The organism is Catellatospora sp. NPDC049111, from assembly GCF_040648615.1.
Classification (GTDB): Bacteria; Actinomycetota; Actinomycetes; order Mycobacteriales; family Micromonosporaceae; genus Catellatospora; species Catellatospora aurea.
The window spans coordinates 46,375-62,165 of record NZ_JBEZEB010000040.1 but is presented as its reverse complement, the minus strand read 5'-3'; the positions used below and the strand labels follow the sequence as shown (position 1 = coordinate 62,165).

Sequence of the window (15,791 nt, the reverse complement as noted above, 5' to 3'; positions counted from 1 at the left end):
GTGGGACGCTACCGGGTCGCGGTGCGCGGTCCATGGACCGCATTCCATCACGCGGCGGCGACACTCTCCGCGTGCACGACGCGCACCCGGGGCGTGGGCCGGGCCTGGAAGGACAGCCGGTCCCCGGCGTGCCGCAGCTGCCACACCAGTGCGCCCAGCGCTGCGACCAGCGAGACCGCGCCGCCGAGCCAGATGCCGGCAGCCGCGCCGAAGGTCTCCGCGATCCAGCTGATGACCATCGACCCGATGGGCGCGGTGCCCAGGAAGATCAGCACGTACAGCGCCATCACCCGGCCCCGGAACGCCCCGTCGACGCCGAGCTGCACCCGCTGGTTCGCGGCCTGGGCCAGGAACACGGTGCTGAACCCGGTCGGCACCAGCAGCAGTAGGACCAGCCACTTGGTCGGCGCGACGCCGACCGCGATGGCCAGCAGGCCGAACGCGACCGCGGCGGCGAGCAGCAGGTACACCGACGGCCTGCCCTTGCGGGCGGTGCCCGCCAGCGCACCGGCCAGCGAGCCGACCGCCAGCGCCGTGTTGAACAGGCCGAAGGTGGCCGCGCCGGTGGCGAACACGGTCTTGGCCAGCAGGGCCAGGGTGAGCTGGAAGTTGTACCCGAACATCGCGATGACCAGCATCATCACCATCGGCAGCAGCAGGTCGTGCCGGGTGCGCACGTAACGCAGCCCGTCGGCGACCTTGGCCTCGGCGCGCTCGTCGCGCGGCAGCAACTCGGGGCGGTGCAGCTCGGCGGGGCGCATCCGGGCCTGCATGAGCACCGGAGCCACCGCCATCACGGTGCTGACCAGGAACACCGGGCCGGTGCCGAGCCAGGCGATGGCGACACCGGCCAGCGCCGGGCCGGTGATGCGGGCGGTCTGGAACGTGGCGGCGGACAGCGACAGGGCGTTGGGCAGCAGCGGCTTGCCGACGAGCTCCGAGACGAACGCCTGGCGCACCGGCGTCTCGATGGCCTGGGCCACGCCGAGCAGGCCCGCGAACACCATGATGTGCCACAGCTGGATGACCCCGGTGGCGATGAGCACGGCCTGCGCGATGGCGAGCACGGCCCAGGCCCCGTTGGAGACCATCAGCAGGGTGCGCTTGTCGAAGCGGTCGGCGAGCGTGCCCGCGTACAGGGTGAGCAGCATGACGGGGACGAACTGCAGTGCGGTGACCAGGCCCAGCGCGGTCGGGGAGTCGTTGCTCAGCTCCAGGACCAGCCAGTCCTGGGCGACGTACATCATCCACACGCCGATCAGCTTGACCAGCTGACCGCCCGCGAAGAGCCGGTAGTTGCGAACCGTCAGGGAACGGAAGGTGGTGCTCAGTCTTGCCCGCACGCGGAGTGCGCCTCCTCGGATAGCCTTGTCGCCGCTCACCGGCCGGGGTGTCCCGGTCGGATCGGACGGATCAGGCCTCCGCTTGCCCTGATCGCAGGCGCCCCTGCGATCAGTCGCGCGCGAGCCGCTCCAGCAGTGCCGCGGCACGGGACACCGTGTCGCGTTCCTGGGCGGTGAACCCCGCCAGCTTGCCGGCCAGCCATTCGTCGCGCACCCGCTGGTAGTCCTCCAGCACCGCGAGCCCCCGGTCGCTGGGCGACAGCAGAACCTGCCGCCCGTCGGTGGGGTGCGGCGTCCGGCTGATCAGACCGCGTTCCTCCAGCTTCGCCACGATCTTGGTCATCGTGGGCGGTTGCACCCGCTCGGCCTCGGACAGCTCGCGCGGGGTGAGCGCGCCGCCGATCCGCAGGCTGGTGAGGGCGGACAGCTGGGTAACGGTGAGATCGCCGACGGGGCGCTCCTGGCGCAGCCGACGGTTGAGCCGGGTGATGGCGTCGCGGAGCCGCTCGGTCAGCTCCTCGGGAGAAGCTTGCGTCACCATCACCACCTGCTCCGTCACGCTTATTAGCTTAGCTAATAAGCCTGGCTAACGATATCCCTTTACCGAGGTGAGAGCGGTCACGCTCTCAGAAAACCAGCTTCTCCAGCGCACCCACGGCGAAATACACCACGAACAGCAGCGCCACGATCCACAGCAGCAGGTGCACGTCGCGCAGCTTGCCCTTACTGGCCTTGATCAGGACATACGTGATGACGCCGGCGCCGATGCCGTTCGAGATCGAGTACGTGAACGGCATGATCACGATGGTGAGGAACGCCGGGATGCCGATCTCGTAGTCGGTCCAGTCGATGTTGCGCACCGCGGTCATCATCAGGAAGCCGACGACCACCAGCGCCACCGAGGCCGCCTCGAACGGCACGACGGTCACCAGCGGGGCCAGGAACATCGCCAGCAGGAACAGGCCACCGGTGACGAGGTTGGCGAAACCGGTCCGCGCGCCCTCGGCGACACCCGCCGCGCTCTCGATGTACGAGGTGTTGCTCGACGTGCTCGCCGCGCCGCCCGCCGCGGCCGCGATCGAGTCGACCAGCAGGATCTCCTTGGTACGCGGGACCATGCCGTCCTCGGTCAGCATGCCGCCCTCCTGGGCGACGGCGACCATGGTGCCCATCGTGTCGAAGAAGTCGGTCAGCAGCAGGGTGAAGACGAACATCGCGCAGACCACGATGCCCGCGCTGCGCCAGCCGCCCAGCACGTTGAAGTTGCCGAGCAGGGACAGGTCGGGCTTGCCGACCCACTTGTCCGGGACGACCGGCACGTTCAGGGCCCAGCCGGCCGGGGTGCCGGTGGGGCCGCCCGCGGGGCCCACCTTCGCGATCGCCTCGACGATGATCGCCAGCACGGTCGTGCCGATGATGCCGATCAGGATCGCACCCTTGACCTTGCGCGCCACCAGCACGATTGTCACCAGCAGGCCGATCACGAAGACCAGGCCCGGCCAGGTCACGATCTTGCCGCCGATGCCCAGCCCGATCGGCGGCGAACCCTGGCCGGTCGAGCGTACGAAGCCGGCGTCGACGAAGCCGATGATGGTCAGGAACAGGCCGATGCCGACGCCGATCGCCGTCTTCAGCTGCATCGGCACGCTGTGGAAGACCGCCACCCGCAGGTTCGTCAGCACCAGGATCGCGATGATCACACCTTCGATGACCACCAGACCCATCGCGTCGGCCCAGGTCATCAGGGGCGCGATCTCGTACGCCACGAGGGCGTTGACGCCGAGACCCGCCGCCAGCGCCAGGGGGAACCGGCCGACGACACCCATCAGAATCGTCAGCAGGCCCGCCATCAGCGCGGTCGCCGCCGCCACCGCCGCCAGTGGCAGGGACACTCCGTCGATGTCCTTGCCCCCGCCGAGGATGAGCGGGTTCAGCACCACGATGTAGGCCATCGTGAAGAAAGTGGCCAGGCCACCACGCACTTCGCGGGACATCGTCGACCCGCGGGCGGAGATCTCGAAGTAGCGGTCGAAGGCTCCGACCACACCAGGACCAGCTGTGCTCATGGGGCGCATCGTTCCAGATCGAAGGCCGATTGTGTACCGAGCCACGGAGATCGTCCCGTGGCGACCGGCCCGGCGGGCCCTCGGCCAGGGCTGCCGGGTCAGCGAAACTCCGAATCAGCGATGAGGAAGAATGGGGAATGTGACCAGGACCGCCACCCGCGCCCCGAAAGTCGATCAAGCCTGCGCCGAGGCGGTCGACGTCGCCCGTGCCGCGATCACCGAGGAACCCGGGCACATCGGCGAACATCTGAACGTGGTCGCCGAGGGCGACCGCGTGGTCACCCACTACTTCGCCTGCGACCTGCCCGGTTACCGCGGCTGGCAGTGGGCCGTCACGGTGACCCGCGCCCCGCGCAGCAAGCACGTCACCGTCTGCGAGACGGTGCTGCTGCCCGGCGGCGACGCGCTGCTCGCCCCCGGCTGGGTGCCCTGGCACGAGCGGCTGCACCCCGGTGACCTGGGCGTCGGCGACCTGCTGCCCACCCCCGAGGACGACGACCGGCTTACCCCCGGCTACCTGCTCGGCGGCGACCCCGAGGTCGACGAGGTCGCCTGGGAGCTCGGCCTGGGCCGCCCGCGCGTGCTGTCCCCGCTGGGCCGCGAGGAGGCCGCCCAGCGCTGGTACGACGGCGAGAACGGCCCCGACGCCCCGATCTCGCTCGCCGCACCGCGCACCGCGCGCTGCGTGTCCTGCGCGTTCTACGTGAAACTGGGCGGCTCGCTGGGCCGCATGTTCGGCGCCTGCGCCAACGTGTACGCCCCCGACGACGGCCGCATCGTCTCCCTGGACCACGGCTGCGGCGGCCACAGCGAGGTCCTCATCGACGAGACCGTCATCCCCGCCCCGCCCACCATCTACGACGACGGCGTCGTCGAAGAGGTCGAGTAGGGGTCAGCCCAGCGCGGCCAGGGCCGCCCCGGCGATCGTGAGAGCGGCGAAGGCGTCGCCGATGCGCCAGGCGGCGCGGTCGCGGGGGCCCACCACGTTGGAGATGGTGCGGAGTTCGGCGAAGGGCAGGTTCGCGCCCTGGGCGGCGCAGGCCACGCCGTAGCCCTCCATCGCCTCGGCGACCGCGGTCGGGTGCCGGCGCAGCAGCTCGGCGGTGCCCTCGGCGGTGCCGGTGACGGTCGATACGGTCAGCACCTCGCCGGTTACCGCGTCCGGCAGCGCCTCGCGCAGCGCGGCCAGCAGCGCGGGGTCGACGTCGGCCGTGGCGCTGCCGAAACCCAGCTCGTCCAGGCTCAGGAAGCCCTGCGGGGAGTCCGCGCCCAGGTCGGCGGCCACGCAGCGGGTGGCCAGGACGGTGGCACCAGGGTCGAGGCCGATGCCGCCGCCGATGCCCGCCGACACCACCGCCCGGTAGCGGTCCCCGGCCAGTGCCAGCAGCCGCGCCGTGCCCGCGGCGGCCGCGGCCGGGCCGACCCCGACCGGGGCCACGGTCACGTCCGCGCCCGGCGTCAGGCCGCGGGCCAGCGCCTCGGCCTCGGCGGCGACCGCCGTCACGACCAGCAGCGTCACTTCTTCTTCCCCTCGTCGGACGGGTCCAGCGACGACGGACGGTACACGTGGAAGCCCTCCGGGATGGTGCGCTGCTCCTGCTGCGGCAGCCGCTTGGTCGGCGGCGTCGACGGCGCGGGCTTCGCCGGTTCGGGGACCGGAGCGCCCGGTGCGGGCAGGCGCAGCGCCAGCAGCGCGCCGACGGAGAGGCAGAGCGCGGCGACCCACAGCGGCCAGCCCGCGACGAAAGCCCCGATGACCAGGCCGGTCACCCCCGCGACCAGGCCTGCGATGGAGGCGTACCGCACGGCGCCCCACAGTGCACCGAACACGTGCGCGCCCGCCGGCAGCAGCCGGCGCAGCAGGACCAGGTGCACCACCCACTGCGGCAGGATCAGTGCGACCAGCGCCGCCAGCAGGATCCAGCCGGGCTGCCACTGCGCGGCGAGCAGCGTCGCGACGGCGCGGCCCACCAGTGACAGGCCGATCAGCGCCCGCCCGGTCACGGGTGCGCCCGAGACCAGCAGCCCGGCGGGCACGGCGACCAGCGCGCCCACCCCGAGCGCGAGCGCCAGCTCCAGCCGGCCGGGCGCAGCGACCGCCCAGACCAGGCCGACGAGCAGCGACAGGTCGGCGGCCACCACCACGGCGTGCAGGTCGTACAGGCGGGCGACGCCGGTGACGCCGCCCGAACCCTGGACCCGGATCCGCAGGGCGGTGCGGGTGAGCCAGCGGATGCCGACGACCGATCTGCTCACCGTGGCGATGAGCACCCGGATGGTCCGGACCACGACGTCCGCGAACGTCTGGAGCGCGCGCAGCAGGGGCATGGTGCCTATCCTGCCAGCGCGTACGCTGTTGTCGTGCCCTTGGAACCACCCAAACCGCTGGACCCCCCGACCGTCCCCTTCGCTCTCGGCGGCATGGCCGCGTTCGCGCTGGTCGGGATCGTGTTGTTGTTCTTCCGCGACTGGCTGTCGGCCAACGGTCACTCCAGCTGGCTGTGGATCTGCGTCGCCGGTGTGCTGTGGGGCCTGCCCGGCCTCGCCACCATGATCGTGCACGACCGGCACCGGAAGGCGCGCCGCTCATGAAGATCGCCTTCTCGCCGTGTCCGAACGACACCTTCGTCTTCCACGCACTGGTGCACGGCCTGGTGCCCGGCGCACCGGAGCTGGACGTGACCTTCGCCGACGTGGACGTCACCAACACGGCCGCCCTCGACGGGCGCTTCGACCTGGTCAAGGTCAGCTACGCGGCGCTGCCGTGGCTGCTGGACACCTACGAGCTGCTGCCCTGTGGCGGGGCGCTGGGACGCGGCTGCGGGCCGCTGCTGCTGACTGCGGGCCGCGCCGACATCACCGGCGCGACCGTGGCCGTCCCCGGTGACCGCACCACGGCCTACCTGCTGTTCCGGCTGTGGGCGGAGCAGACCGGACAGATTCCGGGGCGCATCGAGGTGGTGCCGTTCCACGAGATCATGCCCGGGGTCGCAGCCGGGCGGTACGACGCCGGCCTGGTGATCCACGAGGCCCGCTTCACCTATCAGCGGTACGGGCTGACGAGCCTGGTCGACCTCGGCGAGTGGTGGGAGACCGACACCGGCCTGCCCATCCCGCTCGGCGCGATCCTCGCCAAGCGGGGCGCCGTCGACGCCGCGGCAGCCGCGGACTGGATCCGGACCTCCGTCCGGGCCGCCTGGGCCGACCCCGAAGCCAGCCGCGCATACGTGCTCGCGCACGCCCAGGAGATGGAGCCCGACGTCGTCGACCAGCACATCAAGCTGTACGTCAACGATTTCACCGAGGACCTCGGCCCCGACGGCCACGCCGCCGCCCGTGCCCTGCTACACCGCGCCGCCGCAGCCGGCCTGGTCCCCTCGGTCGACCTGTAACTCCTTGAGCTACGAACTTGCCTGGCACCCGGGCGAATCCGGAACCCCGGAACGCCCATGTGCCAGGCAAGTCGGCTGATCTTGTGGAGGTAGGTCAGACTTCCAGGTCGCGGGCGATGGTGTGGAGGGCGTGGGCGAGGGCCTGGGCGGTCTTCTTCTCGGGGAAGCGGCCACGCTTGAGGTCCGGGAGGACCTTGGACTCCAGCACCTTGATCATGTCCTCGATCATGTTGTTCAGCTCGTCGGCGGGACGGCGGCGCAGCTCCTGCAGCGAGGGCGGCGCGTCGATCAGCTTGACCTGCAACGCCTGGTCGCCTTTGCGGCCCGCGGCGACCCCGAACTCGACCTTCTGGCCGGGCTTGAGCTCGTCCACGCCGTTGGGCAGCGCGGCCTTGTGCACGAAGACGTCGCCACCCTCGTCACGGGTCAGGAAGCCGAAGCCCTTCTCCGTGTCGTACCACTTCACGCGACCCGTAGGCACTACCGCACACCTGCTTCTTTCCCCGCGGGCGCCCGGCGCCCGGCACGTCTGAGGGACCACGCCGTCGGTGGCCCGCTGACAAGGCTAGCGATCGTGATCCGGGGGCCCAACTGGAATCCCCGGTTCCGCGTGACCGTCCCGTCCTTCCGACTGCCGCGCGCGCACCGCGGACCGGATAGCGTGGAGGCACGATGAGCACCGAGCTGTCCGACCACCTTCGCGCGCTGTCCGACGACGGCCTCGGCGCGCTGCTCCGCCTGCGCCCCGACCTGATCACCCCCGTGCCCACCGACCTGACGGTGCTGGCCGCGCGGGCCCAGACCCGGGTGTCGGTGGCGCGCACGCTCGACACGCTCGACCGGTTCACGCTGGAGGTGCTCGACGCGGCCCGGTTCACCCGGTCCCCATCGGACGGCACCACCTCGGCCGCGGCGATCGTGGCGATGGCCTGCGCCCCGACCGGGGGGCCGGAACCGGCCCGGGTGGCCGAGGCGATCGAACGGCTGCGCGCCCGGTTCCTGCTGTACCCGGCGAGCCCCGGCGACCCGGACACGCTGCGGCTGGTGCCCACCGTCGACGAGGTGTGCTCGCCGTACCTGGCCGGTCTTGGCCGTCCCGCGGTCGAACTGGACACCGCCGCCGATCTGAAAGGCGCGGTCGTCGCGCTGGTCACCGACCCGGCGCGGCTGCGCCGCACGCTGCTGGCCGCGCCGCCCGCCGCCCGCGCGGTGCTGGACCGGCTGGCCGAGGGCCCTCCGGTGGGCACCACCACCAATCGCACCGAGCCGGTGGCCTGGCTGCTCGAACACCATCTACTGGTGGAGACCGCGGAGGGCTCCGTCGAGCTGCCCCGCGAGCTGGGCCTGCTGCTGCGCCGCGACGCGGGTCCGCTGGGCCCGCTGCATCCGCTGCCGCCCACCATCAGCGCCGCGCCGCGTGCGACGACCACGGTGGACCGGGCCGGTGCGGGCCAGGCGATGACCGTGGTGCGGCATACCGAGGATCTGCTGGAGGCGCTGAGCGACGAGCCCGCCGCGGTGCTGCGCGCCGGGGGCATCGGGGTGCTGCCGCTGCGCCGCCTGGCCAAGGCGGCCGGGATCACCGAGCCGCTGGCCGGGCTGCTGCTGGAGACCGCCGCCGCCGCCGGGCTGATCGGCGAGCTGGAGCTCGGTTCGGAGGTGGCGTTCCTGCCCGCGGCCGGGTACGACCAGTGGCGGGTGGCCCCGCTGGCCCAGCGCTGGACGCTGCTGGCCGGGGCGTGGCTGGCCATGCCGCGGCAGCCGGGGCTGGCCGGGCAGCGTGACCTGAAGGACAAGCCGCTGACCGTGCTGTCGCCGCAGTTGGAGCGGGCCGGTACGCCCGCGGTCCGGCGGGCGGTGCTGACGGCGCTCGGCGAGCTGCTGCCCGGGACCGGGCCGGACGCCGACGAGCTGCTGGAATGGTTGCGCTGGCAGGCCCCGCGACGGCTGCGCGGCCGGGAGGACCTGCACCGCGAGGCGTTGGCCGAGGCCGCCGACCTGGGCGTCACCGCCCTGGGCGCGCTCACCGGCTACGGCCGGGTGCTGGTGGAGCAGGCGGCCGCGGCCGGGAGCGACGACGACCCGCTGGGGCGGCGGCCGGAGGGCGAGCTGCCCCCGGAGGAGACTCCGGTGGCGGTCGCGCTGGCGAAGCTGCTGCCACCGCCGGTGGACCACGTGCTGATCCAGGCCGACCTGACCGTGGTGGTGCCGGGGCCGCCGGAGCCGGCGCTCGCCGCCGAACTGGACCTGGTCGCCGAGCACGAGTCGGGCGGCGGGGCCAGCGTCTACCGGGTCACCGCGGCGAGCCTGCGCCGCGCGCTGGACGCCGGGTACGCCGGGCCGGACCTGCACACGCTGTTCGCGCGCCGCTCCCGGACCCCGGTGCCGCAGGCGCTGACCTACCTCGTGGACGACGTGTCGCGCACCCACGGCGGGCTGCGTACGGGCACCGCCACGAGTTACCTGCGCAGCGACGACGAAGGGCTGATCTCGGCGGCGCTGGCCGACCGGCGGTTGAGCGGGCTGCAACTGCGGCGGCTAGCGCCGACGGTGCTGGTGACCCCGTTCAGCTCGGCCCGGCTGCTGACCGCGATGCGCGACGCCGGGTACTCACCGGTCCCCGAGGACGCCACCGGCGCGGCGGTGCTGACCCGGCCGAAGGTGCGCCGTGCGGCGGCCCGCCCCGCACTGGAGCCGTCGCCCGACGCCCTCGACGCCCCCGGGCTCACCGCGCCGCGGCTGCTCGGCATCGTCGAGGAGATCCGCCGTGGGGACGCCCGCGCCCGCGCCGCCCGCCGCGCGCCCGCCGAGGTGCGGGCCGCGGCCGGGCAGCCGATGTCCAGCCTGACCGCGGTGCAGGCGCACAGCCACGCACTGGCGGTGCTCCAGCAGGCGGTCCGCGACAAGGCCAAGGTCTGGGTGGGGTACGTGGACGCGCACGGCGCCAACGCCTCCCGGCTGGTCCGCCCGGTCTCCATCGGAGCGGGTTACCTGCGTGCCGAGGACGACCGCACGGAGACCCTGCACACCTTCGCCCTGCACCGGATCACCGCGGCGGCACCGGCTGACTGACGTCTCCCTATCCCTCTAATGCCTGGCATTTCAGCCGCAATCGGGCACCGGATGGCACGCTGGAACCGGGAAGGGATGGGAAACGATGACGACTGACCAGGAGACGGCGGCCGAGCAGATCGAACCGGCCCGACCCTCGGCGCGGGGGCCATCGCGCAACCTCCTCATGATCGCTGGTGCGGTCGGCGGCGGGCTGGTGGCCTGGTTCTTCTACGCCTGGCTGGGCCTGCGCCGCAACGTGGTGGACGCGGCCGGGGAATCGATCGGCAGCGGCATCTTCCTGCTGCTGGTGCTGTCGGTGGCCGGGGCGACCTACCGCAGCCGCAGGTGACCCTGCGCTGACCCGAAAAGGGTGATGGGCCGTGGCTGCCCCTAACCGCCACGGCCCATCTGACGTTGCGCTCGCCCCCGTTTGGCGCCCCGAACGCGCACGGCAATCGGATTACGCATCCCGGACGGTCAGCGGTTGCGGCTTAGTCTCGTTTTAATCCGAACGACTGACCCTCACCAACCGTACGGAGGAGCATCTATCAGGTACCCGGACGGCGCCCGAAGATCTTGACCGCGGTACCGCTCTTGAGCGTGTTCCAGTACTTCTGCGAGTCGACGGGCAGCAGGTTGACACAACCGTGCGAGCCGATGCTGCTGTTGTGGATATAGGTCGTGGTGGTGTGGAAGCCCTTTCCCTCCACGATCCGCTGCCACAGCGGCAGCCACACGTCCCAGTCGGTCGACCAGTTCTTCGTCTGCCGGTCGTGGATCGTGTACGAACCGGTGGGCGTGGTGTAGCCCGCCATGCCGGTACGGGTCACCGTCGGACCGTAGATCACCTTTCCACCGCTCATGATCCACGTGGTCTGGTTGGTCAGGTCGATGCAGGCGGTGAGGGCGTTACCCGCGTTGCACCTGCTCGGCTTCGAGTTGACCAGCCGCTGCGACACGCTGCGGGTCAGCGGCCCGGCCTTGCCGTTGACGGGGCGGATGTCGAAGCGCTTCTGGAACTTCTTGATCGCGGCGCAGTCGGCGGCGGACTGCTTGCCGTCCACGGTCACTTTGCCGTACGCACCGAGCGTGGCCAGCGCCTGCTCGACGACCTTCTGGTACTCCCCCTGCGGGCAGCCGGCCGGTGTCGGGCTGGTCGTCGGCTTCTTCGTCGGCGACGGCACCACGCTGGGCGACGGCGCCACGCTCGGCTCCGGGGCGCTCGAAGCGGGTGCCGGGACGGGCTGGTCTGTCGGCGCGGCCACGAAGTCGGGCTTGCCGCCCGCGTTCGGGTCCTTCGGATCGCAACCGGCCGCCAGGGCCAGTGTCGTGACAGCTAACAGGCCTACGAGAAAACGGCGCACCAGGCCTCCCCAGGTTTCGATGTCCGCCGGTGTCGGGATGATAGACGCTCACGCTGCACGAACGGTTGCCAGCCGTTCGGCCAGACCGTGGGAGACTGGAACGTTGACCTTCCATCCCCAGCGCGAGGTGAGCATGACGAACGGCCCGCTGATCGTCCAGTCCGACAAGACCCTGCTGCTCGAAGTCGACCACCCTGACGCGTCCGCCTGCCGGATGGCCATCGCCCCGTTCGCGGAGCTGGAGCGCTCGCCGGAGCACATGCACACGTACCGGCTGACGCCGCTGGGGTTGTGGAACGCCCGCGCGGCCGGGCACGACGCCGAGGGCGTGGTGGACGCGCTGCTGCGCTTCTCCCGCTACCCGGTGCCGCACTCGCTGCTGGTCGACGTCGCCGAGACCATGGACCGGTACGGCAGGCTGCAGCTGCTCAACGACCCCGCGCACGGGCTGGTGCTGCGCGGGCTGGACCGCGCGGTGCTGGTCGAGGTGGCCAAGTCGAAGAAGGTCGCCGGGATGCTCGGCGCGCAGCTCGACCCCGACACCATCGCCGTGCACGGGTCCGAGCGCGGCCACCTCAAGCAGGTGCTGCTCAAGCTCGGCTGGCCCGCCGAGGACCTGGCCGGTTACGTCGACGGCGAGGCCCACCCGATCGCCCTGCGCCAGGACGGCTGGCAGCTGCGCTCATACCAGCGCGAGGCGGTGGAGCACTTCCAGGCCGGCGGCTCGGGCGTCGTCGTGCTGCCCTGCGGCGCGGGCAAGACCCTGGTCGGCGCGGCCGCGATGGCCGACGTGAGCGCGACCACGCTGATCCTGGTCACCAACACGGTCGCCGGCCGGCAGTGGAAGCGCGAGCTGCTGGCCCGCACCACCCTGACCGAGGACGAGATCGGCGAGTACTCCGGCGAGCGCAAGGAGATCCGGCCGGTCACCATCGCCACCTACCAGGTGCTCACGACCCGCCGTAACGGCACGTTCCCGCACCTCAACGTATTCGACGCGCGCGACTGGGGTCTGATCGTCTACGACGAGGTGCACCTGCTGCCCGCGCCGATGTTCCGGTTCACCGCCGACCTGCAGGCCCGCCGTCGGCTCGGCCTGACCGCCACCCTGGTCCGCGAGGACGGCAAGGAAGGCGACGTGTTCAGCCTGATCGGCCCCAAGCGGTACGACGCGCCGTGGAAGGACATCGAGGCCCAGGGCTGGATCGCACCCGCCGACTGCACGGAGATCCGGGTCACCCTGCCCGACGCCGACCGGCTGGCCTACGCCGCGATCGAGCCGGAGGAGAAGTACAAGTTCGCGGCCACCGCGAAGGCCAAGCTGCCGGTGATCGAGGCGCTGATCCAGCGGCACGCCGACGAGCAGGTCCTGGTGATCGGGGCCTACCTGGAGCAGCTGCATGAGATCGGCCGCTACCTGGACGAGCAGGGCGTGCCCACCCCGATCGTGCACGGCGGCACCACGAACAAGGAGCGCGAGCGGCTGTTCGACGCGTTCCGGGCCGGCTCGCTGCGCACGCTGATCCTGTCCAAGGTCGGCAACTTCTCCATCGACCTGCCCGAGGCGGCGGTGGCGGTGCAGGTGTCGGGCACGTTCGGCTCGCGCCAGGAGGAGGCCCAGCGCCTGGGCCGGGTGCTGCGCCCCAAGGGCGACGGCCGCCAGGCGCATTTCTACACGGTCGTCTCCCGCGACACCATCGACACCGAGTACGCCGCGCACCGCCAGCGCTTCCTCGCCGAGCAGGGTTACGCGTACACCATCGTCGACGCCGACGACGTGCTCAGCGGGCCCGCAGGCGGCTGAGCACCCGCGCCACCTCGGCGAAGTCGGCCTCGACGGCCGGCAACGCCCGCACCGCCACCCGGTGCTCGTCCCCATCGGCCTCCGCCACGGTGACGAGCACCGGCCGCGGCAGCTCCGCCACCAGCCGCACCTTCAGCTCGACCAGTGCCGTGCCCCACCACAACGGCCCGGCGTCCCGCGGATCGATGTCGTACCGCGAGAAGTCCCGATGCCGCTCGTTCCGTCGCCGCAGCCCCGGCACCACGTAGACCCACTCCGCCAGCAGGTCCAGCTCGGCCTCGGCCACCAGCAGGTCGATCCGCCTCGCCGCGACCGGCACGCCCTGCAGCAGCGCCGCCGCCGTCCCGTCGATCACGTAGGCGAAGCCCGGTTTGCTCAGCACCGTCAGCAATCGGAAGTCGGCGAGCACCATGCGCTGCCGCTCGGCCAGCTCGGCCCGCACCCGGTCGATCATCTCGTCCAGCGGACCTTCCGCCGCCTCGACATCCACCCGCAGCCGCAAGCCGAGTTCCGCGAAGAGGCGGTCGGCCAGCCCAGCCGTGACCCCGAGCGCTCCGCGCTCGAATCGGGAGATCTGCTGCTGCGAGATCGCCGCGCGTTCGGCGAGCTGGTGCTGGCTCCATCCGCGCCGCTGCCGCCGGTCCTGCAGCAACCAGCCGAGCTGGCCGGCCAGCGTCTCCTGCCGCACGTCCACCGCCTCGTCCACAACCTCATCCTCGTCACCGAACGCCCAAGCCGAAAGGGGCTGTGGACAAGCCGGCTTATAGACCGCAGCACCTGTGGATAACCCGGCAGCAGAAGGGTCTCCGCGATGCGGCTACATCTATTTGATGTGGCCACATCAAAATAGATGTAGCGGCGGGAAGTCACCCCTCTTCCTGCGGCCGATGGGGAAGCGCCCGCACCGATTGGCGACGGGAAGGATCCCCCGCCTCTGGGCGAGACCGCCCTCGGGTGGACCGGCCCTGGGGCGGGCGTGCGGTGCGGCTAGGCAGCGGGCCGTGCAGCCGAACCCACGGGCAGGCAGTCCGGCGACCTGCCCTAGCGGGCACGGTGAACTCGGCGGGCCGCAACCGGATGAGCGCGGTGGGGCCGCCGGTCAGTCGGGTGCGGAGGCCAGGGCGGCGTGGAGGTCGCCGAGACGGGAGACGCGGTCGAGGACCTCGGCAGGGCCGAAGGAGGCTGCGGTGAAGTCGGCGTGGGCGACCTCGTCCCAGGTCAGGGGGGCCGAGACGGTGGGCGTGGGGCCGGCGCGCAGGGAGTACACGCATACCGTCGTCTTGGCCTGGTTGTTCTGGCTCCAGTCGATGAAGACCTTGCCCGGTCGCAGCTCCTTGGCCATCTGGTCGGTGACCATGTCTTTGGCGGCGGCGGCGAACTCGGCGGCGATGTCCCGGGCGTAGGTCATGACATCGTCGAAGCTGCCCGCGAAAGTGCTGGTGACCTGCATGCCTTTGCGACCGGACGTCTTCGGGTAGGCCGCACGGCCGTCGACGGCCAGGCGGTCGCGCAGGGCCAGGGCGACGACGCGGCACTCGTCCAGGCCCGCGGGCGGGCCGGGGTCGAGGTCGAAGACCACGCGGTCGGGGCCGGGGGCGCCGACTTTCCACTGGTGGGTGTGCAGTTCCAGGGCGGCGAGGTTGGCCAGCCAGACCAGGGTCGCCGGTTCCTGGCAGATGATCAGGCCGTCCGGGGAGACGGGCACCCAGGCGGGCTTCTTGGGCGGGGCGTTCTTCTCGAAGAAGCCCGGCCGGTCCGCGCCGTCGGGGAAGCGGATGCGGGTCAGCGCGCGGTCGGCCAGGTGCGGCAGCATCACGGGGGCGATCCGGTGGTAGTAGTCGATCACCTCGGCCTTGGTGGTGCCGTCGGGATAGAGCGGCTTGTCCAGGTTGGACAGGCTCAGCTCGCGGGAGTCGACGCTGACCTTCATCCGCAGTCCTCCCCGAGGCAGTCGCCGGGCAGCTTGTCCGGGCGCAGCCGCAGGAAGATCGGGAAACGCAGGCGGCCGTCGGGGGTGATCTCGCTGTAGCGGACCTCGACCACCAGCAGCGGCTCCACCCAGGTCGCCGGCTCGGCCGGGCCGGTGAACGGCGAGCCGGGCCGGACCAGTTCCCGCAGCACCGGCAGCAGCGCCCGTTCGGTGCGTACGGTCAGGCCACCACCGACCCGGCCCCGGTAGCGCAGGGTGCCGTCGGGCAGCGGCGTGCCGATGAGCAGCGCTCCGAGCGGACGGGCTCCCTCACGCCAGCCGCCGATCACGAAGTCGCCGGTGTGCACGAACTTCCACTTGATCCAGTCGGGTGAGCGGACTCCGGGCTGGTAACGCGAGGCGCGGCGCTTGGCCATGACCCCTTCCAGGCCGAGTTCGCGGGCGGCCGCCACCGTCGCCGAACCGTCGTCGAAGCTTGGCGACACGGTCGCTGCGGGGGTGGCCGCCGGCAGGCCGAGCGCGTCCAGCACCTCGCGACGCTGGTCGTAGGTCAGTTCGGGGCGGATCACGTCGAAGGCGACGTACACGGGGGCGACGCCCTGCTGCATGGCGTGAAAGCTGGGCAGTCCGGCCGCGTCGAACGCGACCAGCTCGCCGTCCAGCACCTCGGGAAACAGCGGCAGTGCGGGTCCGGCCAGCTGCCGCCCGGACCGGCCGAGGAACCGCCCGCCCGCGTAGACGGCCCGGTAACCGTCCCACTTCACCTCGTACGCCCACAGCGGCCCGCTCGGCAGCGGGCCGGCCGTCGCCAGCATCGGCGCGATGGCCGCTCGGCCGG

16 protein-coding genes are annotated in these 15,791 nt (G+C 71.9%); 6 read left to right on the top strand and 10 right to left on the bottom strand.

Annotation, left to right across the window (positions count from 1 at the left end):
• Positions 1–47: 47 nt before the first annotated feature.
• The 3 genes from AB0B66_RS34885 to AB0B66_RS34875 form a co-directional block, all read right to left on the bottom strand.
• Complete coding sequence (locus AB0B66_RS34885) at positions 48–1,343, bottom strand: MFS transporter (RefSeq protein WP_360538088.1); 1,296 nt, start codon at positions 1,341–1,343, stop codon at positions 48–50.
• A gap of 109 nt (positions 1,344–1,452) precedes the next feature.
• Positions 1,453–1,884, bottom strand: a complete 432-nt coding sequence (locus tag AB0B66_RS34880) for a MarR family transcriptional regulator (protein WP_360538125.1) — start codon at positions 1,882–1,884, stop codon at positions 1,453–1,455.
• Between the two features lie 85 nt (positions 1,885–1,969).
• Positions 1,970–3,409: an NCS2 family permease gene (locus tag AB0B66_RS34875; RefSeq protein ID WP_360538086.1), complete on the bottom strand. Its 1,440-nt coding sequence runs from the start codon at positions 3,407–3,409 to the stop codon at positions 1,970–1,972.
• 130 nt (positions 3,410–3,539) lie between these two features.
• Here AB0B66_RS34875 and AB0B66_RS34870 point away from each other — a divergent pair, with 130 nt between their 5' ends.
• Positions 3,540–4,298, top strand: coding sequence for a DUF3027 domain-containing protein (locus AB0B66_RS34870; protein ID WP_360538084.1), 759 nt, complete (start codon positions 3,540–3,542; stop codon positions 4,296–4,298).
• Positions 4,299–4,301: 3 nt separating this feature from the next.
• Here the strand turns inward: AB0B66_RS34870 and AB0B66_RS34865 are convergent, their stop codons facing one another.
• Positions 4,302–4,928: a futalosine hydrolase gene (locus AB0B66_RS34865; protein ID WP_360538082.1), complete on the bottom strand. Its 627-nt coding sequence runs from the start codon at positions 4,926–4,928 to the stop codon at positions 4,302–4,304.
• Complete coding sequence (locus tag AB0B66_RS34860; protein ID WP_360538080.1) at positions 4,925–5,737, bottom strand: hypothetical protein; 813 nt, start codon at positions 5,735–5,737, stop codon at positions 4,925–4,927. The genes AB0B66_RS34865 and AB0B66_RS34860 overlap by 4 nt, the downstream gene beginning before the upstream one ends.
• Positions 5,738–5,830: 93 nt before the next feature.
• Between AB0B66_RS34860 and AB0B66_RS34855 the strand changes: the two genes are divergently transcribed.
• The gene (locus AB0B66_RS34855; RefSeq protein ID WP_360538123.1) at positions 5,831–6,001 is read left to right on the top strand and encodes a DUF2530 domain-containing protein; all 171 of its coding nucleotides are present in this window, start codon (positions 5,831–5,833) and stop codon (positions 5,999–6,001) included.
• Entirely contained in the window at positions 5,998–6,801 is an 804-nt protein-coding gene (locus AB0B66_RS34850) for a 1,4-dihydroxy-6-naphthoate synthase (protein WP_360538078.1), read from the top strand. Before AB0B66_RS34855 ends, AB0B66_RS34850 begins: the two co-directional genes overlap by 4 nt.
• Before the next feature lie 94 nt (positions 6,802–6,895).
• On the opposite strand, the gene AB0B66_RS34845 is transcribed toward AB0B66_RS34850, so the two are convergent.
• Positions 6,896–7,282 carry a cold-shock protein gene (locus AB0B66_RS34845; protein ID WP_360538076.1) on the bottom strand — a complete coding sequence of 129 codons (387 nt, stop codon included), beginning with the start codon at positions 7,280–7,282 and terminating at the stop codon, positions 6,896–6,898.
• A gap of 191 nt (positions 7,283–7,473) precedes the next feature.
• On the opposite strand from AB0B66_RS34845, the gene AB0B66_RS34840 reads away from it, so the two are divergent.
• Together AB0B66_RS34840 and AB0B66_RS34835 are read left to right on the top strand one after the other, a co-directional pair.
• Positions 7,474–9,873, top strand: a complete 2,400-nt coding sequence (locus AB0B66_RS34840; RefSeq protein WP_360538074.1) for a helicase-associated domain-containing protein — start codon at positions 7,474–7,476, stop codon at positions 9,871–9,873.
• 85 nt (positions 9,874–9,958) lie between these two features.
• Complete coding sequence (locus tag AB0B66_RS34835; protein ID WP_360538072.1) at positions 9,959–10,204, top strand: hypothetical protein; 246 nt, start codon at positions 9,959–9,961, stop codon at positions 10,202–10,204.
• A gap of 199 nt (positions 10,205–10,403) precedes the next feature.
• Here the strand turns inward: AB0B66_RS34835 and AB0B66_RS34830 are convergent, their stop codons facing one another.
• Positions 10,404–11,219: a L,D-transpeptidase family protein gene (locus AB0B66_RS34830; RefSeq protein ID WP_360538070.1), complete on the bottom strand. Its 816-nt coding sequence runs from the start codon at positions 11,217–11,219 to the stop codon at positions 10,404–10,406.
• A 133-nt stretch (positions 11,220–11,352) separates the two neighbouring features.
• Here AB0B66_RS34830 and AB0B66_RS34825 point away from each other — a divergent pair, with 133 nt between their 5' ends.
• The gene (locus AB0B66_RS34825) at positions 11,353–13,023 is read left to right on the top strand and encodes a DNA repair helicase XPB (RefSeq protein ID WP_360538121.1); all 1,671 of its coding nucleotides are present in this window, start codon (positions 11,353–11,355) and stop codon (positions 13,021–13,023) included.
• Here AB0B66_RS34825 and AB0B66_RS34820 read toward each other — a convergent pair.
• The 3 genes from AB0B66_RS34820 to AB0B66_RS34810 form a co-directional block, all read right to left on the bottom strand.
• Positions 13,001–13,729: a helix-turn-helix transcriptional regulator gene (locus AB0B66_RS34820; protein ID WP_360538068.1), complete on the bottom strand. Its 729-nt coding sequence runs from the start codon at positions 13,727–13,729 to the stop codon at positions 13,001–13,003. The two genes, AB0B66_RS34825 and AB0B66_RS34820, sit on opposite strands and share 23 nt — an antisense overlap.
• 393 nt (positions 13,730–14,122) lie before the next feature.
• A complete protein-coding gene (gene ligD, locus AB0B66_RS34815) occupies positions 14,123–14,953 on the bottom strand; it encodes a non-homologous end-joining DNA ligase (RefSeq protein ID WP_360538066.1) in 831 nt (276 codons plus the stop codon).
• Positions 14,950–15,768 (bottom strand): DNA ligase, encoded by an 819-nt coding sequence (locus AB0B66_RS34810; RefSeq protein ID WP_360538119.1) that lies wholly within the window; start codon positions 15,766–15,768, stop codon positions 14,950–14,952. The genes ligD and AB0B66_RS34810 overlap by 4 nt, the downstream gene beginning before the upstream one ends.
• Positions 15,769–15,791 lie beyond the last annotated feature (23 nt).

Coding starts and splice junctions, on each gene's coding strand:
- AB0B66_RS34880 (WP_360538125.1), bottom strand. CDS start 1,884: ATGGTGACGCAAGCTTCTCCCGAGGAGCTGACCGAGCGGCTCCGCGAC.
- AB0B66_RS34875 (WP_360538086.1), bottom strand. CDS start 3,409: ATGAGCACAGCTGGTCCTGGTGTGGTCGGAGCCTTCGACCGCTACTTC.
- AB0B66_RS34870 (WP_360538084.1), top strand. CDS start 3,540: ATGGGGAATGTGACCAGGACCGCCACCCGCGCCCCGAAAGTCGATCAA.
- AB0B66_RS34860 (WP_360538080.1), bottom strand. CDS start 5,737: ATGCCCCTGCTGCGCGCGCTCCAGACGTTCGCGGACGTCGTGGTCCGG.
- AB0B66_RS34855 (WP_360538123.1), top strand. CDS start 5,831: ATGGCCGCGTTCGCGCTGGTCGGGATCGTGTTGTTGTTCTTCCGCGAC.
- AB0B66_RS34850 (WP_360538078.1), top strand. CDS start 5,998: ATGAAGATCGCCTTCTCGCCGTGTCCGAACGACACCTTCGTCTTCCAC.
- AB0B66_RS34840 (WP_360538074.1), top strand. CDS start 7,474: ATGAGCACCGAGCTGTCCGACCACCTTCGCGCGCTGTCCGACGACGGC.
- AB0B66_RS34835 (WP_360538072.1), top strand. CDS start 9,959: ATGACGACTGACCAGGAGACGGCGGCCGAGCAGATCGAACCGGCCCGA.
- AB0B66_RS34825 (WP_360538121.1), top strand. CDS start 11,353: ATGACGAACGGCCCGCTGATCGTCCAGTCCGACAAGACCCTGCTGCTC.
- ligD (WP_360538066.1), bottom strand. CDS start 14,953: ATGAAGGTCAGCGTCGACTCCCGCGAGCTGAGCCTGTCCAACCTGGAC.
- AB0B66_RS34810 (WP_360538119.1), bottom strand. CDS start 15,768: ATGCTGGCGACGGCCGGCCCGCTGCCGAGCGGGCCGCTGTGGGCGTAC.